Source organism: Bradyrhizobium sp. Kon58, from assembly GCF_055807455.1.
This window is the reverse complement of sequence record NZ_JBVVOT010000011.1, coordinates 1-22,263: the sequence shown is the minus strand read 5'-3', so window position 1 is coordinate 22,263 and position 22,263 is coordinate 1. Positions and strand designations below refer to the sequence as shown.

Annotated in this window: 21 protein-coding genes; 16 read left to right on the top strand and 5 right to left on the bottom strand. The window is 63.3% G+C overall.

Annotated features, from left to right (window positions below; translation table 11 throughout):
• Positions 1–57 precede the first annotated feature (57 nt).
• Entirely contained in the window at positions 58–2,187 is a 2,130-nt protein-coding gene (locus AC0L20_RS19585; RefSeq protein WP_473290996.1) for an acetate--CoA ligase family protein, read from the bottom strand.
• 350 nt (positions 2,188–2,537) lie between these two features.
• Here AC0L20_RS19585 and AC0L20_RS19580 point away from each other — a divergent pair, with 350 nt between their 5' ends.
• The 4 genes from AC0L20_RS19580 to AC0L20_RS19565 all read left to right on the top strand — a co-directional run bounded on the left by AC0L20_RS19580 (position 2,538) and on the right by AC0L20_RS19565 (position 6,942).
• Positions 2,538–3,230, top strand: a complete 693-nt coding sequence (locus tag AC0L20_RS19580) for a GntR family transcriptional regulator (protein WP_197031202.1) — start codon at positions 2,538–2,540, stop codon at positions 3,228–3,230.
• Positions 3,231–3,308: 78 nt separating this feature from the next.
• Positions 3,309–5,042: an oxalyl-CoA decarboxylase gene (gene oxc / locus AC0L20_RS19575; protein ID WP_473290992.1), complete on the top strand. Its 1,734-nt coding sequence runs from the start codon at positions 3,309–3,311 to the stop codon at positions 5,040–5,042.
• A gap of 65 nt (positions 5,043–5,107) precedes the next feature.
• Positions 5,108–6,385, top strand: coding sequence for a formyl-CoA transferase (gene frc, locus AC0L20_RS19570; protein WP_007608365.1), 1,278 nt, complete (start codon positions 5,108–5,110; stop codon positions 6,383–6,385).
• A gap of 374 nt (positions 6,386–6,759) precedes the next feature.
• Positions 6,760–6,942: a hypothetical protein gene (locus AC0L20_RS19565; protein WP_007608360.1), complete on the top strand. Its 183-nt coding sequence runs from the start codon at positions 6,760–6,762 to the stop codon at positions 6,940–6,942.
• Positions 6,943–7,008: 66 nt separating this feature from the next.
• On the opposite strand, the gene AC0L20_RS19560 is transcribed toward AC0L20_RS19565, so the two are convergent.
• The 3 genes from AC0L20_RS19560 to AC0L20_RS19550 form a co-directional block, all read right to left on the bottom strand.
• A complete protein-coding gene (locus AC0L20_RS19560; RefSeq protein ID WP_473290988.1) occupies positions 7,009–7,233 on the bottom strand; it encodes a hypothetical protein in 225 nt (74 codons plus the stop codon).
• Between the two features lie 54 nt (positions 7,234–7,287).
• A complete protein-coding gene (locus tag AC0L20_RS19555) occupies positions 7,288–7,530 on the bottom strand; it encodes a hypothetical protein (RefSeq protein WP_007593322.1) in 243 nt (80 codons plus the stop codon).
• A gap of 98 nt (positions 7,531–7,628) precedes the next feature.
• The gene (locus AC0L20_RS19550; RefSeq protein WP_007593324.1) at positions 7,629–7,838 is read right to left on the bottom strand and encodes a cold-shock protein; all 210 of its coding nucleotides are present in this window, start codon (positions 7,836–7,838) and stop codon (positions 7,629–7,631) included.
• Between the two features lie 582 nt (positions 7,839–8,420).
• Here AC0L20_RS19550 and pcaB point away from each other — a divergent pair.
• The 3 genes from pcaB (at position 8,421) to AC0L20_RS19535 (ending at position 11,503) form a co-directional block, all read left to right on the top strand.
• Entirely contained in the window at positions 8,421–9,800 is a 1,380-nt protein-coding gene (gene pcaB / locus AC0L20_RS19545) for a 3-carboxy-cis,cis-muconate cycloisomerase (RefSeq protein WP_473290984.1), read from the top strand.
• A gap of 6 nt (positions 9,801–9,806) precedes the next feature.
• A complete protein-coding gene (locus AC0L20_RS19540; RefSeq protein WP_473290980.1) occupies positions 9,807–10,796 on the top strand; it encodes a Bug family tripartite tricarboxylate transporter substrate binding protein in 990 nt (329 codons plus the stop codon).
• Positions 10,797–11,059: 263 nt separating this feature from the next.
• Positions 11,060–11,503: an SRPBCC family protein gene (locus AC0L20_RS19535; RefSeq protein WP_007593330.1), complete on the top strand. Its 444-nt coding sequence runs from the start codon at positions 11,060–11,062 to the stop codon at positions 11,501–11,503.
• Positions 11,504–11,542: 39 nt separating this feature from the next.
• On the opposite strand, the gene AC0L20_RS19530 is transcribed toward AC0L20_RS19535, so the two are convergent.
• A complete protein-coding gene (locus tag AC0L20_RS19530; protein WP_473290977.1) occupies positions 11,543–12,874 on the bottom strand; it encodes an Hsp70 family protein in 1,332 nt (443 codons plus the stop codon).
• 279 nt (positions 12,875–13,153) lie between these two features.
• Here AC0L20_RS19530 and AC0L20_RS19525 point away from each other — a divergent pair, with 279 nt between their 5' ends.
• The 9 genes from AC0L20_RS19525 to AC0L20_RS19485 all read left to right on the top strand — a co-directional run bounded on the left by AC0L20_RS19525 (position 13,154) and on the right by AC0L20_RS19485 (position 21,739).
• Complete coding sequence (locus tag AC0L20_RS19525) at positions 13,154–13,291, top strand: hypothetical protein (RefSeq protein ID WP_473290974.1); 138 nt, start codon at positions 13,154–13,156, stop codon at positions 13,289–13,291.
• Between the two features lie 251 nt (positions 13,292–13,542).
• The gene (gene oxlT, locus AC0L20_RS19520; RefSeq protein WP_473290970.1) at positions 13,543–14,829 is read left to right on the top strand and encodes an oxalate/formate MFS antiporter; all 1,287 of its coding nucleotides are present in this window, start codon (positions 13,543–13,545) and stop codon (positions 14,827–14,829) included.
• Between the two features lie 258 nt (positions 14,830–15,087).
• A complete protein-coding gene (oxlT, locus tag AC0L20_RS19515; RefSeq protein WP_007608345.1) occupies positions 15,088–16,410 on the top strand; it encodes an oxalate/formate MFS antiporter in 1,323 nt (440 codons plus the stop codon).
• A gap of 176 nt (positions 16,411–16,586) precedes the next feature.
• Positions 16,587–17,012 carry a CBS domain-containing protein gene (locus AC0L20_RS19510; protein ID WP_473290966.1) on the top strand — a complete coding sequence of 142 codons (426 nt, stop codon included), beginning with the start codon at positions 16,587–16,589 and terminating at the stop codon, positions 17,010–17,012.
• A gap of 104 nt (positions 17,013–17,116) precedes the next feature.
• On the top strand, positions 17,117–18,136 hold the full coding sequence (locus AC0L20_RS19505; protein WP_473290963.1) for a 2-dehydropantoate 2-reductase: 1,020 nt from the start codon (positions 17,117–17,119) through the stop codon (positions 18,134–18,136).
• Positions 18,136–18,921 carry a fumarylacetoacetate hydrolase family protein gene (locus tag AC0L20_RS19500; RefSeq protein ID WP_473290959.1) on the top strand — a complete coding sequence of 262 codons (786 nt, stop codon included), beginning with the start codon at positions 18,136–18,138 and terminating at the stop codon, positions 18,919–18,921. The genes AC0L20_RS19505 and AC0L20_RS19500 overlap by 1 nt, the downstream gene beginning before the upstream one ends.
• Before the next feature lie 278 nt (positions 18,922–19,199).
• Complete coding sequence (locus AC0L20_RS19495; RefSeq protein WP_473290956.1) at positions 19,200–20,606, top strand: hypothetical protein; 1,407 nt, start codon at positions 19,200–19,202, stop codon at positions 20,604–20,606.
• Positions 20,607–20,818: 212 nt separating this feature from the next.
• The gene (locus tag AC0L20_RS19490) at positions 20,819–21,019 is read left to right on the top strand and encodes a hypothetical protein (protein WP_473290953.1); all 201 of its coding nucleotides are present in this window, start codon (positions 20,819–20,821) and stop codon (positions 21,017–21,019) included.
• A 69-nt stretch (positions 21,020–21,088) separates the two neighbouring features.
• The gene (locus tag AC0L20_RS19485) at positions 21,089–21,739 is read left to right on the top strand and encodes a hypothetical protein (protein ID WP_473290950.1); all 651 of its coding nucleotides are present in this window, start codon (positions 21,089–21,091) and stop codon (positions 21,737–21,739) included.
• The last annotated feature ends 524 nt before the right edge of the window (positions 21,740–22,263 follow it).

Below are 22,263 nucleotides of genomic sequence, written 5' to 3'. Positions count from 1 at the left end.
ACCTGACTGTTCTCGCCTCTCCCCGCGCGCGAGGAGAGGCGAAGCGGCATCGTCGACTCAGAGCAGCCCTGCCCCGCGCGCCCATTTGTACTTGGCGCCGAGCACTTCCACCGGCAGCTCGGTCGAATAGGCATAGGCCGGGATGCCATTCTGGTAGAGATATTCGGCGGCCTCCTCGACCTCGACGTCGCCGGCGAGCGAGGCGACGATCGGCTTCACGAAGCCCTTGGCCTCCATCTCCTTCTTCACCTCGACCATGTTGCGGGCGAACACCATCGGCGGCGTGACGATGGTGTGCCAGTAACCGAGGATCAGCGAATGGATGCGCTCGTCCGTCAGGCCGAGCTTCACCGTGTTGACGTAGGTGATCGGCGGCTCGCCACCGGTGATGTCCACGGGATTTCCGGCCGCGCCAAACGGGGGGATGAACTTGCGGAAGGCTGCATCCAGATCCGCCGGCATCGCCATCAGCGACAGGCCGTTGTCGACGCAGGAGTCCGACAGCAGCACGCCCGAGCCGCCCGCACCGGTGATGATCAGCACGTTCTCGCCCTTCGGCGTCGGCAGCACCGGCACGCCGCGCGCGAACTCGAGCAGTTGCCGCAAGCTACGGGCGCGGATCACGCCGGACTGCGCCAGGACGTCCTCGTAGATCTTGTCGTTGCCGGCGAGCGCGCCGGTATGCGACGAGGCCGCCTTCGCGCCGGCCGAGGTGCGGCCGGCCTTGAGCACGATGACCGGCTTCTTCTTGGAGACGCGCTTTGCGGCTTCCGCAAAGGCGCGGCCGTCCTTGAGGTCTTCGCAGTGCTGCGCGATCAGGTTGGTATTCGGATCCTGCTCGAAGAAGGCGAGCAGATCGTCCTCGTCGATGTCGGACTTGTTGCCGAGGCCGACGATCGCCGACACGCCCATCTTGGCCGAACGGGAGAAGCCGATGATGGCCATGCCGATGCCGCCCGATTGCGAAGACAGCGCCGCGTGGCCCTTGACGTCATAGGCGGTGCAGAAGGTCGCGCAGAGATTGGCAGGCGTATAGTAGAAGCCGTAGATGTTCGGTCCCATCAGGCGGATGTCGTACTTCTTGCCGACTTCGACGATCTCGGCCTGGAGTTCCGGCGCGCCGGCTTCCGCGAAGCCCGACGGGATCAGAACCGCGCCGGGAATTTTCTTCTCGCCGCATTCGGTGAGCGCCGCGGCCACGAACTTCGCGGGAATTGCGAACACCGCGGTGTCGATGACGCCGGGCACGTCCTTGACGCTCTTATAGGCCTTGTAGCCGAGGATCTCGGCCGCCTTGGGATGGATCGGGTAGATGTCGCCCTTGTAGCCGCCGTTGATGAGATTCTTCATCACGGAATTGCCGATCTTGCCGTCTTCGGCCGAAGCACCGACCACGGCAACCGCCTTCGGCTGCATGATGCGGCTCATGGCCGCGACGATCTCTTCGGTCGGGCGCGGCTTCGGCTTGGGCACGTAAGCGAAGTCGACGACGATGCGGACGTCGGCCGCGATCGCGTCCTTGACCGTCGCGAACACCGGGTTGAGATCGAGCTCGACGATCTCGGGAAAATCGGTGACGAGCTGCGAGACCTTGACGATGACATCCGCAAGCGCCGTGCGGTTCACCGGCTCGCCGCCGCGAACGCCCTTCAAAATTTCATGCGCCTGGATGCCGTCGAGCATCGACAGTGCGTCTTGCTTGGTCGCGGGCGCGAGGCGGAACGTAATGTCCTTCAGGACTTCGACCAGCACGCCGCCGAGGCCGAAGGCCACCAGCTTGCCGAACGAGGCGTCGGTGATCGACCCGACGATCACTTCGGTGCCGCCGGCCAGCATCTGCTGCACCTGAACACCCTCGATCTTGGCATCAGACTTGTACTTCCTGGCGTTCGAGAGGATCGTCTCGTAGGCCTTCTCGGCGTCCTCGGCCGACTTGAGGCCAACGATGACGCCGCCGGCTTCGGTCTTGTGGAGAATGTCCGGCGAGACGATCTTCATCACCACCGGGAAACCCATCGAGGCGGCCATTTTGCCGGCCTCGCCGGCCGACTTCGCCACCCCCTCCTTCGGCACCGCAATGCCGTAGGCGTCGCAGACCAGCTTACCTTCCGGCGCGGTCAGACTGGTGCGCTTGTCCGCCTTGACCTGGTCAAGCACCTTGCGGACGGCATCTTTGGAATTGGACATGTGGCTTCTCCCTTGACCTTGGTTCTTGCGTTCTCAAAGCGCGCGCGTGTTGCGGCTGCCCGTGATGCTTTTCCATTCGCCGCGCTCTGTTCCATGTCGCAGAACGGAGTGGCATAAAGCCGAGACTACTCCGCCGGCTTGGATCAAAAATGGCTGGCGATGGCATTTGGTATGCCAGAAGCCAACTTGTCAAGCTGCAGCGCACCTTAGAACGCTGCAAAAAATAGGCAGCTTGACATTCTGGTATTTGGTATGCCAAAAACTTTCCCGTTAATAATCCTGTAAAAGACGACTCCCACTGGAGGAGATTCGTCGTGTCACTGCGGAAACCAACCAAGGCGTTGCCGAACATGGCCGAGGCAGATATCGCAATCGTTCGTATTGCCCCGGAGAGTAGCTTCAAGAACAAGGCGTATGACGCCTTGAAGGAAGCCATCCTCAAGATGGACATCTACTCGACGCCCGAGCCGGTGATGCTCGACGAGCGCGCATTGTCCGAGCGCCTGGGTGTGAGCCGCACGCCGATCCGCGAAGCCATCGCGATGCTCGAGCAGGACGGATTCGTGAAGACGGTTCCGCGTCGCGGCATCATGGTGGTGCGCAGGACCAAGAGCGAGATCGTCGACATGATCCGCGCCTGGGCGGCGCTGGAGAGCATGGCGGCCCGCCTCATCACCGCCACGGCGCGCAAGAAAGACATCACGGCGCTGCGCGACTACTTCAAGGATTTTGGCAAAGACCGCCTGCCCGAGGATCACGTCGAGGAATATTCGCGCGCCAACATCGCCTTCCACCAGGCGCTGATCTCGCTGTCGGAATCACCGGTGCTGGTCGATCTCACCAACGACCTGCTGCTGCACGTGCGCGGCTATCGGCAATTGACCATCGGACGCAAGGACCGCACCGCGACGTCGCTCCCCGAGCATCTCGGCATGATCGAGGCCCTGGAGGCGCGCGATACCGAGCTCGCCGAGAAGCGCGCCCGCGATCACACCCTTGGCCTTGCCGCTTACGTCGAAGCGCATGGTCAGGAACTCTTCTAGCCAGCAACGTTCACCAGAAGGGCGAGGCATCGCCCCTAAAGCCTGAAACGGCATCTTGAGACCAGGGAGACAAGGCCCATGCTGAATACCGCGACCAAGTCCGAAGCACCGGGCACCGAGCAGGAATTGACGGATGGTTTTCATCTCGTCATCGACGCGCTCAAGCTGAACGGCATCAACACCATCTATAATGTGCCGGGCATCCCGATCACGGATTTGGGCCGCATGGCGCAGGCGGCCGGTATTCGCATGATCTCGTTCCGCCACGAGCAGAACGCCGGCTATGCGGCGGGCATCGCCGGCTACCTCACCAAGAAGCCCGGCATCTGTCTCACCGTCTCCGCGCCCGGCTTCCTCAACGGTCTCACCGCGCTCGCGCACGCCACCACCAACTGCTACCCGATGATCCTGATCTCGGGCTCCTCCGAGCGCGAGATCGTCGACCTCCAGCAGGGCGACTATGAAGAGATGGACCAGCTCGCGATCGCCAAGCCGCTGTGCAAGGCAGCCTATCGCGTGCTGCACGCCCAGGACATCGGCATCGGGCTTGCCCGTGCCATCCGTGCCGCCGTCTCCGGCCGTCCGGGCGGCGTCTATCTCGACCTCCCGGCAAAACTGTTCGGCCAGGTGATGAACGCCGATGCCGGCCGGAAGTCGCTGGTCAAGGTGATCGACGCGGCTCCCGCGCAGATCCCCTCGCCCGCTTCGATCAAGCGCGCGCTTGATGTTTTGAAGGGCGCAAAACGTCCGCTCATCATCCTCGGCAAGGGCGCGGCCTACGCGCAGGCCGATGAGGAGATCAAAACCTTCGTCGAGAAGAGCGGCATCCCCTTCCTGCCGATGAGCATGGCCAAGGGCCTGCTCTCCGACACCCATCCGCAATGCGCGGGCGCTGCCCGCTCGACGGTGCTGAAAGAATCCGACGTCGTGCTGCTGATCGGCGCCCGGCTGAACTGGCTGCTCTCGCATGGCAAGGGCAAGAACTGGGGCGAAGCGCCCAAGAAGTTCATCCAGGTCGACATCGAGCCCAGGGAAATGGACTCCAACGTCGAGATCGTCGCGCCCGTCGTCGGCGACATCGGCTCGGTCGTCTCCGCCTTCAACCAGGCGATGGCTTCGGGCTGGACCGCCCCGCCGGCCGAGTGGACCAAGGCGATTTCGACCAAGCGCGAAGAGAACGTCGCCAAGATGGCGCCGAAGCTCATGAACAACAAATCGCCGATGGACTATCACGGCGCGCTCGGCGTGCTGAAGAACGTCATCAAGGATCATCCCGAGGCGATCCTCGTCAACGAGGGCGCCAACACGCTCGACCTCGCCCGCGGCGTCATCGACATGTATCGCCCACGCAAGCGTCTCGACGTCGGCACCTGGGGCGTGATGGGCATCGGCATGGGCCAGGCGATCGCGGCTACGCTCGAGACCGGCCATCCCGTGCTCGCCGTGGAAGGCGACTCGGCCTTCGGCTTCTCCGGCATGGAGGTCGAGACTATCTGCCGCTACAATCTGCCGATCTGCGTCGTCATCTTCAACAATGACGGCATCTATCGCGGCACCGACGTCAACGGCGCAAACGCTGATCCGGCAACGACCGTGTTCGTCAAGGGCGCGCGCTACGACAAGATGATGGAGGCCTTCGGCGGCGTCGGCGTGAACGCGACCTCGCCGGACGAGCTCAAGCGCGCCGTCAACGAAGCCATGGCCTCGGGCAAGCCGACGCTCATCAACGCCGTGATCGATCCCGCCGCCGGTTCCGAAAGCGGCCGCATCGGCAACCTCAATCCGCAAAGCGTTCTGCAGAAGAAGAAGTAAGCACTCCCCTTCAACCCATAAGGTCCCTGCGGGTGCAGGGGTAGATCAGAGTACGGAGCAACACGATGACAAAAGCGCTCGAGGGCGTTCGCATTCTCGACTTCACCCACGTCCAGTCCGGGCCGACCTGCACGCAGTTGCTTGCATGGTTCGGCGCCGACGTGATCAAGGTGGAACGTCCAGGTGTCGGTGACATCACCCGCGGCCAGCTGCAGGACATCCCGAACGTGGACAGCCTGTATTTCACCATGCTCAACCACAACAAGCGCTCGATCACGCTCGACACCAAGAACCCCAAGGGCAAGGAAGTCCTCACCGAGCTGATCAAGAAGTGCGACGTACTGGTCGAGAACTTCGGTCCCGGCGTGCTCGACCGCATGGGCTTCCCCTGGGAGAAGATCCAGGCGATCAACCCGAAGATGATCGTCGCCTCGATCAAGGGCTTCGGTCCCGGACCGTACGAAGACTGCAAGGTCTATGAGAACGTCGCGCAGTGCACCGGCGGCGCCGCCTCCACTACCGGCTTCCGCGACGGCCTGCCGCTCGTCACCGGCGCGCAGATCGGCGACAGCGGCACCGGTCTGCATCTGGCGCTCGGCATCGTCACCGCACTCTATCAGCGCACCCATTCCGGCAAGGGCCAGAAGGTGACGGCCGCGATGCAGGACGGCGTGCTCAACCTCGCGCGCGTCAAGCTGCGCGACCAGCAGCGCCTCGCCCATGGTCCGCTCAAGGAATACAGCCAGTTCGGCGAAGGCATTCCGTTCGGCGATGCCGTGCCGCGCGCCGGCAACGATTCCGGCGGCGGCCAGCCCGGCCGCATCCTGAAGTGCAAGGGCTGGGAGACCGATCCCAACGCCTACATCTACTTCATCACGCAGGCCCCGGTCTGGGAGAAGATCTGCGACGTGATCGGCGAGCCCTCCTGGAAGACCGATCCGAACTACGCCAAGCCCGCCGTTCGCCTGCCGCGCCTCAACGAGATCTTCGGCCGCATCGAACAGTGGACGATGACGAAGACGAAGTTCGAAGCGATGGAAATCCTCAACAAGGACGACATCCCCTGCGGCCCGATCCTGTCGATGAAGGAGATCGCCGAGGACCAGTCGCTGCGCGCGACCGGCACCGTGGTCGAGGTCGACCACCCCACCCGCGGCAAGTACATCTCGGTCGGCAACCCGATCAAGCTGTCGGACTCCCCGAGCGAGGTGGAGCGCTCCCCGCTGCTCGGCGAGCACACCGACGAGATCCTGCGCACCGTGCTTGGCTTCTCGGACCATCAGGTCGCCGATATCCACAAGTCCGGCGCGCTCGATCCGCCGCAAAAGCAGGCCGCCGAGTAAGCGGGCTCATCTCACGACGCGAAAGGCCGCCGGCTTCGGCGGCCTTTTTGTTGGCGCGCAAAGGCTGCATCGCACGATCGGCGCGCTTGCCGCGCCGCCAAGGCTGGATTAAAGATTGGTTCGCGAGGAACAGACGCGGTGGCCGGCCGTTACTCCCTCGACCGGCGTGCTCCCGGAAATGCGAGCATGCCCGGAAATGCCAGCATGCAATCTCCACGGCGAGTGCAGCACGCCTCGCAAAGACCCTGCCCCACGCTGAAGAACTGGTCGCCTTCGCTTCCGAGGATGGCAAGTCGGCCTTTCAGTTCGGGCACAGGTGGCGTCGCGTCCGGCACTCGCCAGGACCACGCTCGTTGATCAAATTGAGGGCTTAAATGTCGAAAGATCAATCCTCTGATCGCGCCAAGCGTGAAGCCAACAAGGCGTTCAAGCCTGCGACAACGCAGAAGCCGATCAATGACTATGCGAAGGACCAGAACTCCTTCAACGAGAATCGCGAACGGCTGAAAGCGGAGCGATTGGCCCGGGAGGCGAAGCCGGGAAGCGGCTCCGAATAAGAGCGTCGGTCCCAGACTCCGACCGCGGATTGCGCTGAAGGCGCGGCACTGAAATCTGCGCCTGCCCTACAGCATCGATAGCACGACGATTCCGTCTTCGACTGCACCAGAAGCGAGCCGCGCCCGCGCCATGCGCTCGAACTCGGTCCGGTTCTTGCGAAGGTAACTGAAAGCCTGCTTCTGCGTCAGGAAGGTCGTCGCAAGACGGCACATCTGTCGTCCCGCGCCAAGCGCGAGAAAGAAGGTGATGGTGCCACCGCCATCCGACTTGATTCTAGGCACGATCCGCACTCTTTGGCATGTGATCGGCCCTCTCCCAATTGTCGTCGGCGCAATGGAAGCCAGCTATGGCGTCACCTTCTTCTTGCGCTTCGTCGGGGTGGCGGCGGGCAATGATGCCTGAAGGGCGGCGTCTGCCGCTTCCTTGGCTTCGCGCAGCTCTCGAAGCCGCGCCATGTTCTTGCGAACATCGACGGCTTGCTTTCCAACATCCACCATCGCCCGAGCGCCTTCCTCTGCGGCCAAACGCTGACGGTTAGTCCGCGCGATGCTTTCGGGTGACGGTTCGGCCGGTCTCTTGGCGCTCATTATTCACCCTGCTCTGCAACGGACAAAAACCCGCTCAATCCTGGGATCGAGCGGGTGGCATGGCCGTTTCAGCACATCCGTGAAACGGCACCAAGGCTTTAGGCCAGCGAGAGATTCTCAGCGCTGACCTTGCCCCGCATCTTGTCGGTCTTGAGCTCGAAGTTGACCTTTTGGCCTTCAGCGAGACCTGCAAGACCAGCCCGCTCGACCGCGCTGATGTGAACGAACACATCGTTGCCGCCGTCGTTCGGCTGAATGAATCCAAAGCCCTTCTGGCCGTTAAACCACTTCACAGTACCTGTCGTCATTTTCTTCTCCAAAGCGCATACGCGCGGGTTCCGCGTGCTCGTCACGCAGAACAAATTCTATTCGTCGATGTCTATGGAAAAGGAGCCCGCGGGCGCATTCAACAAGGCACAGCGGCTGAACGAACAGCCTCAACGTATACCACATCCTCGCTATTTGCAAGGCTTGGCATTTGCCCGATTCGACGCCTCAGGAGCTCGGCGGTAGGTACAGGACGCTTGCGTCGGAGAAGCTCGCGTTAGCGGCTCTGATCTTCTCGACGACGATCTGCAACCCAACATGAGCGCGCTTGGCCATATCCGAATTCCGGCGCGCTCGACGGCGTTCTCCAATTCAGAACGCATGTATCGCAATAATGCATTTTTACAAAACGAGGGGGTAACCTAGGCTTGATCGATGCCAAGCCGTACGGCGCGCAATGGAGCGCGACGACGGAGGGACTGATACCGACCGATGCGGCTATTTTTTACTCAGACGTCGCCATACGCCCACAAGGTAAGGGTCGCCATTCACGAACTCGGATTGAGGCTTGCCGACTGGTTTGAACGCGCGCGCGTTCGCTCATCCATGATCGCGACACGGCCATGCTGAGTTTCGAGCCCGGAACGGTCTTCAGCAGCCGTCACCTCGCCGATATTTTCAGCACCGCCCCCATGCGCACTATTTTCGGTGAGCGCAATTCGCTTGAGTCCATGCTTCTGGTCGAGGTCGCGCTGGCCAAGGTTCAAGGGCAGCTCGGTTTGATTCCTGCCGAGGCTGCTGCTGCGATCGCCTCCGCTGCGCGCGCTGAACTACTCGATCTCGACGAATTGGCCGCGGGCACTTTGCGCGCTGGTTTGCCGGTCGTGAATCTGGTCGAGCAGCTGATCCGGCTCACCGGCAACCCCCATGGCGAATTCGTCCATTGGGGTGCCACGAGTCAGGACATCATGGACACCGCGCTCGTGATGCAGATGCGCGACGCGCTCGAGCTCATCCACCGCGATCTGGAGCGGCTGATATCGACGCTTGCGGATCTGGCGCGTACCCATCGCGATACGCCGATGGTCGGCAGGACCAAGCTTCAACACGCGATCCCGATCACCTTCGGGTTCAAGGTTTCCGTCTGGCTGTCGGGCCTGCTGCGCCACAGGCAACGTCTCGCCGAACTCAAACCGAGAGTCCTCCAGGTCCAGTTCGGCGGTGCGGTCGGCACTTTCGCATCACTCGGCGATGATGGCGACAGCGTCCGCGCTGCGCTGGCCAGCGAGCTCGGACTCGGCGAGCCCCTGGTGGCATGGCACGCCGCGCGCGATGGTTTGGCCGAGACGGTTTGCCTGCTTGGGCTGATCTCTGCGACCCTGAGCAAGATCGCGACCGATGTCGTGTTGATGGCGCAGACCGAGGTCGGCGAAGTGCTGGAGCCAGGCGGTCAGGGCCATGGCGCGTCCAGCACCATGCCGCACAAGCGTAACCCGATCATCTGCGAGCAGATTCTCAGCACCGGACCGTCGCTGCGCCGGCTGGCAAGTGCCATGCTCGACGCTTCGGTCCACGACCACGAACGGGCGACGGGACCGTGGCAAGCAGAATGGTTGCTGCTGCCGGAAGCGTTCGTGCTGGTCTCCCGGACCATGGACAACGCTGTTCGCCTTTGCAGCGGACTGGTCGTCAGGCCCGATGCGATGCAGGCCAATCTCGGTCGGACACAGGGTCTCATCGCCGCAGAGGCCGTCATGATGGCGCTGGCTCCTCACGTCGGGCGCCATCATGCGCACGAAATGGTGAGTGCGGCATGCACGCACGCCATCGCCTCGGGCCTGACACTGGCCCAGAGCCTTTCGCGCGATCCGGCCGTGACAGCCCACATCGCGCCCCATGAGATCGAGGCGGCTGCGGATCCGGCCCGATACATCGGCCTGTCCGGCCGTGAGGTCGATCGTGTTCTCGCGGCGGTGCAAGGCGACGCCATTGATGCGGAGTGAGGCCATATGATTTTGAAGCGCAAGCGCATGGGCCTCGTCGCAGCTGCGGTGCTGGCAATGTTGAATGCGGCACAGGCCGAGTCGCCGTTCCCGTCACGGCCGATCACGTTGGTCGTCCCGTTCGCGGCCGGCGGCCCCAATGACGTGATGAGCCGGATCGTGTCCGAACACATGGCGCGAAAACTCGGGCAGCCGATCATTGTCGAGAACATCGCCGGGGCGGGCGGCACGACCGGCTCAGCGCGCGTCGCAAAAAGCGCGCCCGACGGTTATACGCTGGTCAGCGGTCACGTCGGGACGCATGCTGCATCGGTCGCGCTGTATCCGAATCTCCGTTACGACCCACTGATCGATTTCACGCCGATCGGCCTGGTCGCGGAAACGCCGATCCTCGTCGTTGCCCGCCGCGACCTTGGCGCGGACAGCATGGCGTCGTTCATCGCGATCGCCAAGGCGCGTGGCCCGGACCTCACCTTGGGCCATGCGGGCGTCGGTTCGATCAGCCACATCAGCTGTCTGCTGTTCACCTCCGTGATCGGATTCAAGCCGGTGGAAGTGCCATATCGCGGATCAGCGCTGGCGATGACCGACCTGATCGCGGGCCGCAGCGACTTCAGCTGTGGACTGTTGGGCGACGTTCTTCCCTTCCTGGGTGACAACAATCTGCGTTTTCTGACCGTTTCGGCGCCCGCACGGGTTCCGCAATTGCCGGACACGCCGACGGCGAGGGAAGCAGGACTTCCACAGTTTGTCGCATCGAGCTGGTTCGCGTTCTACCTGCCGAAAGGCGCGCCCGACGCCATTCGCGACCGGTTCTCGGATGCGCTTCGCTCAGCGCTCGACGATGACGGCGTGCGGAGACGGCTTGAACTGGTAGGCTTGATCCTGCCACCGCCGGACCAGCGAGGCCCCGAACCGCTCAAGCGGCGGATGACCGAAGAGATCGCGCGCTGGCAGGACATTGTCAAAACCGCGCAGATTCGCCTCGATCAATAAGTGCAACCGACGCAGTCGAGCGCGTGATCGCCCGCCAGCTTTCGCCGTCGCGCCTCACGCCGCAGGCCGACGGAACAATCCGACGATCCGCTATTACAAAGCTGGCATTCATCATGACGCCGCAGGACGTGGCGGCAGTCTGCCCCTCATCCATCAAAAAATTCGAAACGCCCTGTCGGATCGGGGGTATCTCGTCCGTCATCTAGACATGAACGGGCAATAGACGCTGACGTCGAGCCCGGCGATTCATGAGGAAGATGATCATGCCCAGCACCGTCCGCCTGCACCGCGTTCTCACGACCAGCCCGGAGAAAGTCTATCGCGCCTTCCTGGAGGCGGATGCGCTGGCGAAATGGCTTCCGCCGAACGGCTTCACCTGCACCGTCCATCATTTCGAGCCGAAGGTCGGGGGCACGTTCAAGATGTCGTTCCGTAACTTCACGACGGGCAACAGCCACGCCTTCGGTGGCGAATATCTCGAGCTCGTCCCCGGCGAACGTCTCCGCTACACCGACAGGTTCGACGACCCCAATCTGCCGGGCGAGATCCAGGTCACCGTGATCCTGAAGAAAGTATCCGTCGGCACCGAGCTGGATATCACGCAAGCCGGCATCCCCGACGTCATCCCGCCGGAGGCTTGCTATCTCGGCTGGCAGGAATCGCTGCGCAATCTGGCGAAGCTCGTAGAGCCTGAGATCAAGCAATAGCGACCGGACGGGATTTAGGGGCGGCCGCGTGACCGTAGGCTACGCTCCTGCCTTCGGCGCAATCCCGCCGCTTGCGGTCCAGCGGTCGGGATCCGGGCTATGTCCGATCAAAGCAAGGCCATAGGCGATCGACTCGAACTGGTCGCCTGACATCAGCCGTTCGTTGCCGAACCGCTCGGCGAACAGCTTTCGAACGGCGGGCACGAAGGACGTGCCGCCGGTCAAGAACACCTTCTCGATCTCGCGCGCGGTGATGCCGGCTTCGCCCAGCACCTTGTCCACGGTGGCGGCGAGCCTCGCGATATCGTCGGCAATCCAGGCTTCGAAATTCTTCCGCGTGATGGTCGAGCCGATGTCGACGCCGCCACCTTTGAAGCGGAACTCCACCTGATCCTGCGCCGACAGTGCGACCTTGGCGTCGGACACCGCGCGGTACAACGAAAAGCCGAGGTCGAGATCGACGATGGTGATGAAATCCTCGAGCAGAGCCGGCTTCACCGCGGTGCGCGCAAGCTCCCTGAGTTCGCGCAGGTCGCCGTTGCTCTTCATCATCGCGAGCTGATGCCAGCGCGCGAGATTGGTGTAGTGGCCGGTGGGGATCGGCAGCACTTTGTCGAACGAGCGGAAGCTCGAGCCCTTGCCCAGCCGCGGCGAGACGACGTGATCGACGATGCGGTAATCGAACGTGTCGCCCGCAATCCCGATGCCGGCATGGCCGAGCGGCTCGGCGCGCAAGACGCCGCCGGCACGCGAGAACCGCATCACCGAGAAATCGCTGGTGCCGCCGCCGAAATCCGCGACCAGTACGGTCGCATCGCGCTCCAGCCGGCGGGCGAAGGAGAACGCGGCTCCGACAGGCTCGTAGACGTAGCGGGCGTGGCCGGCCCCAAGGCGCTCGAACGCGGCCCGGTAGCGCTGCATCGCCAGCGCTTCGTCGGGATTGCCGCCGGCGAAGCGGACGGGGCGACCGACCGTGACGGTGGACGTCTCGAAGCCGAATTTATCGCCGCCATGGCGCGCCAGCGTCCGCAGGAACGCCGCCAAAATATCCTCGAACTTGTAGCGTTGCCGGAACACCTGGGTGGTGTTGAAGCTGGAGCTCGCGGCGAAGGTCTTGAACGACTGGAGGAAGCGGTAGACATGTCGTCCTTCGAGGAACTGCTCGATCGCCCACGGGCCGCCTTCGGCCTGGGCGCCGGCGCCCGGCCGGTCCTCCCAGAAGCACAGCGCCGACACGAAGACGCTGTGGCGCTGTCCGCCATGGTCGAAGCGGATGGCTTCGACCCGGCGGTCGTCCGCCGCAAGGGCCACGACCGTGTTGCTGGTCCCAAAATCGATGCCGATCGAGACGGCGGGCGAGGCGCTCGACATGAACCACTCTGACAGATGATTGGAAGGGGGCAGACCACTAACGGCTTCGTGTGCCGCTGCCAAGGCTCCGTTTTTGGACATCGGCGGTCAAATGGTTCGGTTTCGAGCGGTTTTGGGCATATCCCCCTCAAATCGGCCCATTTAACGGACTATTATGCTGCAATGCGAAGAGCTAAATGCTGCTATGCAATGGCATGCATAGACATTGGCATCTGGTATACATAAATTCCCTTTCGAAATGAGACAGCACTGCTGACCGTCTCAAGAAAGGGATTTCCGATGTCCAAGACCGCTTCCGTCGCTCTCGCGCCCTCCGCCTCGCTGTTCGCCCGCCTGATGGCCACGATCGACCGCCTCCTGATGGCGAGCGCCAAGATCTCGAATCACAACGGCGACCTGCCGCGCTTCGGCCTGTAGGCTGGATAGCCTGCCGCGCCTGCGCGCGCAGCGGGAGACCGTTTTAGATCAGTCCGCATACTACTTTTGATGAATGGCCCCGGATGACGGGGCCATTTCTACTTGTGCTGTCCTGAGTCACAGCCGCAACCGGGCAAGGTCCTGCGGCATTTGCGCACGGTGACCGGACCAGCGCTTGAAGCTTGGCATAATGCATACAAGAATGGCGTTCCAGCGCTCGCAGAAAAATGAGAGGCGCCACGGGAGGCTTTATGACGGACATGGTGCAAGCAACCGCCCCGACAGCCGCGCGCGTTAGCGACACGTATCGCTGGGCGCAATTGGCAGTCGGTGTCGCGGCGATGGTGATGATCGCCAACTATCAATACGGCTGGACGTTCTTCGTCCCCGACATTCAGAAGAAGTTCGGCTGGGATCGTGCGTCGATCCAATGGGCCTTTACGCTGTTCGTGCTGTTCGAGACCTGGCTCGTGCCGATCGAAGGATGGTTCGTCGACAAATACGGTCCGCGCCTCGTCGTCCTGGTCGGCGGCGTGCTCTGCGCCGCCGGCTGGGCGATCAACGCGCAGGCGACCACGCTCAACGGCTACTATCTCGGCATGATCATCGCGGGCATCGGCGCCGGCGGCGTCTACGGCACCTGCGTCGGCAACGCGCTGAAGTGGTTTCCGGATAAGCGCGGTCTTGCCGCGGGCATCACGGCCGCGGGCTTCGGTGCAGGCTCCGCGCTGACCGTCGCGCCGATCCAGGCCATGATCAAGGACAGCGGTTTCCAGACCACCTTCCTCTATTTCGGCCTCGGACAAGGCATCATCATCTGCATTCTCGCCTTCTTCCTGCTGGCGCCGAAGGCAGGCCAAGTGCCCAGCGTGGTGGCGAACGCCAATCTGCAACAGACCCGCCGCAACTATCAGCCGACCGAGGTGCTGCGTCAGCCGATCTTCTGGCTGATGTACTTCATGTTCGTGATCGTCGGCGCCGGTGGCCTGATGGTGACGGCCAATTTGAAGCCGATCGCGGCCGACTGGAAGATCGATAACGTCCCGGTCACGCTAATGGCGGTGACCATGACCGCGGTGACCTTCGCGGCCACGATCGACCGCGTGCTCAACGGCCTGACGCGTCCGTTCTTCGGCTGGATCTCCGACATGATCGGCCGCGAGAACACGATGTTCATCGCCTTCGGCATGGAAGGTATCGGCATCTGGATGCTCTACCTCTGGGGCCACGATCCGCTCTGGTTCGTGCTGCTCTCGGGCTTCGTATTCTTCGCCTGGGGTGAGATCTACTCGCTGTTCCCCTCGACCTGCACCGACACGTTCGGCGCCAAGTTCGCGACCACCAATGCCGGCCTGCTCTACACCGCGAAGGGTACGGCCGCGCTGCTGGTCCCGATCGGCAACTACATGCAGCAATCGTCGGGCAGTTGGGACAACGTGTTCATCATCGCGGCCGGCGCCAACATCCTGGCCTCGGCGCTGGCGATCGCGGTGCTCAAGCCGTGGCGCAAGGTGGTGGTCGCGCAATCGACCGTCTGACGCGCTCCAAAAGCGCCTTCTCGTGCAAAACGCCCGGCCTTACGGCCGGGCGTTTTCCTTTGCGCGACGTTTTCATGAGTCCGCCGTTCCCAAACGGAACCCCGCATATTTTGTCAGTGACCGGCCAAGATAGGGCTTGCAATCTGGAATATGGTATACCAAGGTCTTCATCGCGCTTGCGACGATAAGCCACAATATTGCGACATCAGGTCATCTTGCGACCGGTGTCGAACCAGACAGGCGCTCGGGAGGTTTTTGATGATTTCCAGCACCGATGGCGCTGTCACGGCCGCGCCTCTCCGCACAGGTTTCCGTTGGCTCCAGCTGGTCATGGGCATCGTCTGCATGGCGATGATCGCCAACCTGCAATATGGCTGGACGTTGTTCGTCGATCCGATCGATCACGCGCACCATTGGGGACGCGCCGCGATCCAGCTCGCTTTCACCATCTTCGTCGTCACCGAAACCTGGCTGGTGCCGATCGAGGCCTGGTTCGTCGACAAATACGGCCCGCGCATCGTCATCATGTTCGGCGGCGTCATGATCGCGCTGTCCTGGATTCTCAACTCCTATGCCGATAGCCTCACCTTGCTCTACGCGGCCGCGATCATCGGCGGCATGGGCGCGGGCGCGGTGTACGGCACCTGCGTCGGCAACGCGCTGAAATGGTTTCCCGATCGCCGAGGCCTTGCCGCCGGTGCGACCGCCGCCGGCTTCGGCGCAGGCGCTGCACTCACCGTCGTGCCGATCGCGACCATGATCGCGACGAGCGGCTATCAGCACGCGTTTCTCACCTTCGGCATCGGCCAGGGCGTGATCGTCTTCGTACTCGCGTTCTTCATCCAGCCGCCGCGGATCTCGATCCCGCCGAAGAAGAAGCAGCTCAATCTGCCGCAGACCAAGATCGACTTCACCCCGCCCCAGGTGCTGCGTGCCCCTATTTTCTGGGTGATGTATCTCGTTTTCGTCATGGTCGCCTCCGGCGGCCTGATGACCGCGGCGCAGATCGCCCCGATCGCGCACGACTTCAAGATCGCCGACACGCCGGTCACGCTTGCCGGCTTCCAGATGGCGGCATTGACGTTCGCGATCTCGCTCGACCGCATCTTCGACGGTTTCGGACGGCCCTTCTTCGGCTTCGTCTCCGACACGATCGGCCGCGAACACACCATGTTCATCGCCTTCGGCACCGCCGCGCTGATGCTGCTGACGCTGTCCGCCTATGGCCACGTGCCTGTCGTCTTCGTGCTCGCGACCGCGGTTTATTTCGGCGTGTTCGGCGAGATCTACTCGCTGTTCCCCGCGACCTGCGGCGACACTTTCGGCTCGAAGTTCGCAACCACCAACAACGGCATGCTCTACACGGCGAAGGGGACGGCGTCCCTGCTCGTTCCGCTCGCCAGCGTGATCTCGGCCACGTATGGCTGGAAGGCCGTGTTCGTGGTCGCGGTGGCGCTGAACGCGACGGCGGCCCTGATGGCGCTGTTCGTGATCAAGCCGATGCGCCGCTCCTTCATCCTCGGCAAGGAAGCCGAGAGCGCCAACGCCGCGACGGGGAACGCTAAGACCGAGACGGCATAACCAACACGCACCTTGCACGGGTGAAACAGGGGCGCAGCGATGCGCCCCTTTCTTTTCGGCTCACGACAAACGTCGGCATTACTGCCGCAAGAATTTTCGGATGAGCCAAACCGAACGCTTGACGATTGGCATTATGTATACCACACTCGCCTCATCATTCACCCAGGGAGGTTGCAATGCTGGTCGGAGACATTCTGCGCAAGAAGACACCGCGCGTTGTCACGGTGCGAATGAACGAAACGGTGGGTATCGCAGCCAAGCTGATGCGCGCCAACAATATCAGCGCACTGGTCGTGAAGGACGTGGTCCGCTCCGAGGGTAACACCGCGGTCGGCATGTTCACCGAGCGCGACGTCGTGCGCGCCGTCGCCGAGCACGGCGCCAATGCCGTCAACGTCAAGGTCTCGCAGCTCGTCTCGGTGCAGCAACTCGTGTCCTGCACCTCGAGCGACACGATCGAGCAAGTCCGCCATCTGATGAACCGGAATCACATCCGGCACCTGCCTGTCATCGACGATTACAGCCTCGTCTCGGTCATCAGCATGCGCGACATCGCATCCTTCATGGACGAAGCGATCAACGGCACGCCGCAAGCAGCTTAAAGCGCCTCACTTCCCCTGCGACTACCGGACCCGGCTCGGACCCTTCCGAGCCGGACCGGATCTTTCGTCCCGAAATCCGGCTTCCGCTGCTTCGCGAGGATTCCATGAAGATCTGCATCTACGGCGCCGGCGCAATCGGCGGATATCTCGGGGTACAGCTCGCGCGCGCGGGCGCCGACGTCAGCCTGGTCGCACGCGGCGCGCACCTTGCCGCGATGCGCGAGCGCGGCCTGACGCTGCTCGCGGGCGAGGAGAAGCACACCGTGCATCCGCGCTGCACAGACAATCCGGCCGAGCTCGGCGTGCAGGACTACATCATCATCACGCTGAAGGCGCACTCGATCACCGGCGTGATCGGGACGATGCAGCCGCTGCTCGGCCCCCACACCCGCATCGTCACCGCCGTCAACGGCATCCCCTATTGGTACTTCTACAAGCATGGCGGTCAATACGAGAATTCGACGCTGGAGAGCATCGACCCCGGTGGACGGCAGTGGCGCGAAATCGGCGCCGAGCGCGCCATCGGCTGCATCGTCTATCCCGCCACCGAGATCGAGGCGCCCGGCGTGATCCGTCACGTCTACGGCAACAACTTTCCGCTCGGCGAGCCCTCCGGCGAGACCACCCCGGACGTGCAGCGCCTCGCCGATCTCTTCGTCGCAGCTGGGCTGAAAGCGCCGGTGCTCGACCGCATCCGCGACGAGATCTGGCTCAAGCTGTGGGGCAATGTCTGCTTCAACCCGATCAGCGCACTCACCCATGCAACACTCGACGTGATCTGCACCGATCCGGCAACCCGCGCGCTGTCGCGCGCGATCATGATGGAGACGCAAGGCATCGCCGAGACGTTCGGCGTCAAATTCCGCGTTGACGTTGAGCGCCGCATCGAAGGCGCCCGCAAGGTCGGCGCGCACAAGACCTCGATGCTCCAGGATCTCGAGCGCGGCCGCCCGATGGAGATCGACCCCCTCGTCACCGTCGTGCAGGAGATGGGCCGCCTCACCGGCATCGCCACTCCCGCGCTCGATTCAGTGCTGGCGATGGTGACCCAGCGCGCCCGCATCGCCGGTCTCTACGACGGCATCTCGACACGATCGGATCCGCGCGCACTGGCGGTGGCGTAATGGATGGCGAGATCAAACAATGGCTCCGCTTCCGCAAGAGCGGTGCGACCGGCTTCGGCACGCTGAATTCGTCAGGCATCAGCGTGCATGAGGGCGAGATGTTCGGCCGCCATGCGGCCACCGGCAAGACGCTGGCGCTGTCGGAGGTCGAACTGCTCGCGCCCTGCGCGCCCAGCAAGATCGTCGCACTCTGGAACAATTTTCACGCGCTCGCGGCCAAGCTCAACCAGCCCGAGCCGCCGGAGCCGCTCTACCTCCTGAAGGCCACCACCAGCATCACGACGCCAGGCGCGGTGATCCGCCGTCCCTCTTATTACGACGGCAAGACCACGTATGAAGGCGAGCTCGGCATCGTCATCGGCAAGACCTGCGCCCGGGTGTCGCCGGCGGAAGCGGACAGCTTCATCTTCGGGTACACCTGCGTCAACGACATCACTGCCAACGACATCCTGACCAGCGATCCCACTTTCCCGCAATGGGCGCGGGCCAAGGGCATCGACGATTACGGCCCGTTCGGCCCCGTCATCGCCACCGGTCTCGATCCGGCCAAGCTGGTGGTCCGCACCATCCTCAACGGCGCGGAGCGGCAGAACTACCCGATCTCGGACATGATCTTCTCCGCGCAGGAGCTGGTCAGCAGGATCTCCCACGACATGACCCTGCTCCCCGGCGACCTCATTGCCGTCGGCACCTCGGTCGGCGTCGGCGTGATGAAAGAGCCGGTGAATATCGTGGCCGTGGCGATCGACGGCATCGGCGAGCTGACCAACGAGTTTCGGCTGTAGCCACCAACGCAGTGCGGTAGCCCGGTTGGAGCGAAGCGAATCCGGGGCCGGCGCCCAAGGCTTGCAGAACCCGGCTTGCGCTTCGCTCCATCCAAGCTACGGAACACTCCGTCCAACCTTGGACCCCCGGCACCCACCGCCCCTCCGCCGATCGGCTGACGCATTCAGCCGTGGATCGTGCGACCGGACCTATCCAGCAAGCCCCGCCGCCCTTGATCTCGGTTCCGCTCTCCAATAGCAATTATGGCGATAATGTGTGCCGGCGTGAGGAAGTCACGATGTGGCTGTTTTTCCTGGTTGCCTGGTTTGTTCTGCTCGCTGCCATCGCGATTTTCGCCCAGCAGGCGCTCGGTTACGATGTCGGCCACCTGCCTGCCTGGTTCGGAGGCCTGCCTGTCCCGCAGCGGTTTGCTACCGGCGCGATCCTGGCCCTGGCGCTGGCACTGATCGGCGCCTCCGCCTGGCGGCTCTCGCGCCAGGACCGGCGCCTCGACACGCTGCGCGACCGCCTCAAGAAGACCCGCGAGGACGTCGTCGTCGCCCATGCCCTGCAGAACCACCTCGACGCCACCGTCCAGCACCTGATCGAGAGCGATCCCCGGGAGGCCGTCTCCGCCCTCCACGACAAGCTGGGCGAGACCGAGCAGCGCGCACTGCTGCAGCGGGGCCGCAACGAATCCACCGACATGCACGACCAGCTCGCCGAAATACGCCGCCGCCAGCAGGAACTGCGCGACATGGTCGGCAAGGTCGCCGAGCAGCGCCGCGCGGTCGAGCCAGTTTTCACCGAGATCCGCGACCGCCAGAACCAGCTCGAACGCTCACTGCACGACCTCGAGACCGACGACCGCAAGAACAATCTCGCCGACCGGCTCAAGGACATCGCGCGCGACGCGTCGACGCTGCTGTCGCGGGTCGGCACGGTCCAGGACACCTTTGCGACCATGAACCAGTACAAGGAAGATCTGGCCAAGTCCCACGCAGAGCTGGTGCCGCTGCGCGCGTCGGACGCCGGCCTCAATGCCCTGATCGGCGAGCTGGGCCTCAGCCATGAGCGCCTCGCCAAGAGCGTCGACGAGCTCGAAACCGGCGGCGGAGCGCCACTCGGCATCCGGGTCGAGACGCTGTCGAAGAACAAGATGGAGATCGAGCAGCGCCTGGCCCGCATCGACGACAGCTTCCACATCCTGAAAGGCATCGGGCTCGACTTCGAAGAGCTCGGCCAGCGCCAGGCCCAGCTCGAACGCTCGCTCGCCGGTGTCGAGACCGACGCCGACGGAAAGACGCTCGCCGACCGCCAGAATGCGCTGAACGATTTTGTTCTCCAGTCGCGCCAGCGCCTCGGCGCGTTACAGGAGACGCTGGCGACGCTGAACGCCTTCAAGACGGAGCTGTCGAAGTCCCAGGCCGACCTCGTCCCGCTGAAGGCTCCCGTGTTCGGCATCGAGGCCCTGATTGCGGACGTCGGCGCCACCCGCGATCTCCTTGCCAAGACCGTCGGCGAGATCGAGGCGAGCGGCGACGTCAGCCTCGCCTCGCGCGTCGACGCGCTGACCAAGAGCAAGCGCGAGGTCGAAGACCGCCTCGCCCGCATCTTCGACAATTTCAACGCGCTCGACGGCTTGCGAAAAGACATCGGCGGCATCTTCTCGACCATCCGGAACAGCCTGAACCGGATCGGATGAGACCGAGCTGCGTCGGATGGGTCGCGCTGCGTTCAACCTCATCCTCCAAGCCGCGTGCTCCGAAACACTCAGACACATCACATCTCCGCGCGCCCGGCAGATGCCGCCAACATGTCGCGCGGATGCCGCACTGTGGACGCATTCGGCCGCCCTTCTGTGAGGCGTGTCTGGGGGCACGGCGGTGCCGTGTTTGGACCAAACCTTCTAGGGGTATGACTGTGAAGAAGATTGTATTTGTCGTGGGTGCTACGCTTACTCTGGTGACGGTTGCGAATGCTGCGGATCTGCCGCGCCGCCAGCCCGTTCCCGTCTATTCCGAGCAGGCGCCGATCGGCAAGATGCCGATTGGCAAGAGCCCGGTTGGAAAGGCCCCGATCGGCAAGGCGCCCGGCCCCGTCGCGGCGCGCTACTGACGCGCAGCGAAATACGCGCAGAAGCAAGCGTAGACTCTGCGTGAGTGGCCGACAGTCGAGGGGCATAGCGTGACGAACAAACCTGATCGATCGGGACCCTGCATCCTTGCGGGATTCGCGCTCGCGGCCATGCTCGCGTGCACGACACCCTCCGCCTCGGCCCACGAAGCGAACAAGCGCGTTGCTGAGGCAAACGCGCTTGCCACGACCGACGCCGGATCACGGCCGGCGCCGCAAACGACGCGGCGCGCAGTCGCACGCGCGGAGAAAGGTCCGTACTACGTCGATTTCCGCGCCCGCACGGCCGCGAGCTGGGGCCACGCCTTCGTCTGGTATGGCAAGACCAGCGAGCGCGCTGTCGAAGTGGCAGGGCTCACGCCGGCCGGCGACACCTGGGCCTATGTGCTCGGTCACCTCACCTGGGTGCCGGCGGAGACCGGCGCGAGTTACGGCGATCTCGACCCGGACTATTTGACCGCGAACTACCGCGTCTATTTGAACGAAGCCGACGCCAAGCGCGTGTTTGCCTATATCAAGAAATTGCAGGCAAGCTCGCCGGTCTGGAATGCCGAGACCACCAATTGCACCGGCTTCATCGGCGACATCGCCGAGTACATGGGATTGAAGGTCCCCTACCGCTGGCAGCGCCCGGAAAACTTCGTCAACAGTCTCAAGGAAATGAACGGCGGCCGCCAGATGGTGCGGCTGTCGACGGAATAGAGCCCGCCAGGGCGCACCACGCGACGCCGTCATTGCGAGCGCAGCGAAGCAATCCAGAGTCCCTCCACGGGTAAAGTCTGGATTGCTTCGCTGCGCTCGCAATGACGATGCCGAAGCAATTGGGCACGATGGATTGGCGGAGTGTGCCCGTCGGGCAAAACACCCGCGCAAATTTCCCGCGCCGCCTGTCAATCCCCGCCCGTCAAAATATTCCACTTTACCGAAATTCGGATTTGTCGTATCTACGACACACCCTGACCCGGGACAAGGGGCGGATCGCGATCGTCACGAACCGCGGGTTGGGCAGCGATGGACGCGACGGCGTCGGGCGCGGCGAGCCTTGCAGGGCGGGAAACCGTGAGCACAGGCTTTCGCGCCTACGACACGGCGCCGACAGCGTCTTCGCATGGTTTCGGGTGCGAGCACACGCCAGCTCCCGAAGTCCCAGCGAGGACGTGCGCGGACGAACAAGTCGTGTGGTCCTGACGCCCGGGGTCTGTGCGTCAAGTCCTGCGGTGATGTGG

Bases quoted from the DNA above. Each gene is read 5' to 3' on its own strand.
- AC0L20_RS19540 (WP_473290980.1), top strand. From the start codon at position 9,807: ATGATTTTGAAGCGCAAGCGCATGGGCCTCGTCGCAGCTGCGGTGCTG.
- AC0L20_RS19580 (WP_197031202.1), top strand. From the start codon at position 2,538: ATGGCCGAGGCAGATATCGCAATCGTTCGTATTGCCCCGGAGAGTAGC.
- oxc (WP_473290992.1), top strand. From the start codon at position 3,309: ATGCTGAATACCGCGACCAAGTCCGAAGCACCGGGCACCGAGCAGGAA.
- AC0L20_RS19495 (WP_473290956.1), top strand. From the start codon at position 19,200: ATGTGGCTGTTTTTCCTGGTTGCCTGGTTTGTTCTGCTCGCTGCCATC.
- AC0L20_RS19525 (WP_473290974.1), top strand. From the start codon at position 13,154: ATGTCCAAGACCGCTTCCGTCGCTCTCGCGCCCTCCGCCTCGCTGTTC.
- AC0L20_RS19510 (WP_473290966.1), top strand. From the start codon at position 16,587: ATGCTGGTCGGAGACATTCTGCGCAAGAAGACACCGCGCGTTGTCACG.
- frc (WP_007608365.1), top strand. From the start codon at position 5,108: ATGACAAAAGCGCTCGAGGGCGTTCGCATTCTCGACTTCACCCACGTC.
- AC0L20_RS19565 (WP_007608360.1), top strand. From the start codon at position 6,760: ATGTCGAAAGATCAATCCTCTGATCGCGCCAAGCGTGAAGCCAACAAG.
- oxlT (WP_473290970.1), top strand. From the start codon at position 13,543: ATGACGGACATGGTGCAAGCAACCGCCCCGACAGCCGCGCGCGTTAGC.
- pcaB (WP_473290984.1), top strand. From the start codon at position 8,421: ATGCTGAGTTTCGAGCCCGGAACGGTCTTCAGCAGCCGTCACCTCGCC.
- AC0L20_RS19490 (WP_473290953.1), top strand. From the start codon at position 20,819: ATGACTGTGAAGAAGATTGTATTTGTCGTGGGTGCTACGCTTACTCTG.
- AC0L20_RS19505 (WP_473290963.1), top strand. From the start codon at position 17,117: ATGAAGATCTGCATCTACGGCGCCGGCGCAATCGGCGGATATCTCGGG.
- AC0L20_RS19555 (WP_007593322.1), bottom strand. From the start codon at position 7,530: ATGAGCGCCAAGAGACCGGCCGAACCGTCACCCGAAAGCATCGCGCGG.
- oxlT (WP_007608345.1), top strand. From the start codon at position 15,088: ATGATTTCCAGCACCGATGGCGCTGTCACGGCCGCGCCTCTCCGCACA.
- AC0L20_RS19530 (WP_473290977.1), bottom strand. From the start codon at position 12,874: ATGTCGAGCGCCTCGCCCGCCGTCTCGATCGGCATCGATTTTGGGACC.
- AC0L20_RS19500 (WP_473290959.1), top strand. From the start codon at position 18,136: ATGGATGGCGAGATCAAACAATGGCTCCGCTTCCGCAAGAGCGGTGCG.
- AC0L20_RS19535 (WP_007593330.1), top strand. From the start codon at position 11,060: ATGCCCAGCACCGTCCGCCTGCACCGCGTTCTCACGACCAGCCCGGAG.
- AC0L20_RS19550 (WP_007593324.1), bottom strand. From the start codon at position 7,838: ATGACGACAGGTACTGTGAAGTGGTTTAACGGCCAGAAGGGCTTTGGA.
- AC0L20_RS19585 (WP_473290996.1), bottom strand. From the start codon at position 2,187: ATGTCCAATTCCAAAGATGCCGTCCGCAAGGTGCTTGACCAGGTCAAG.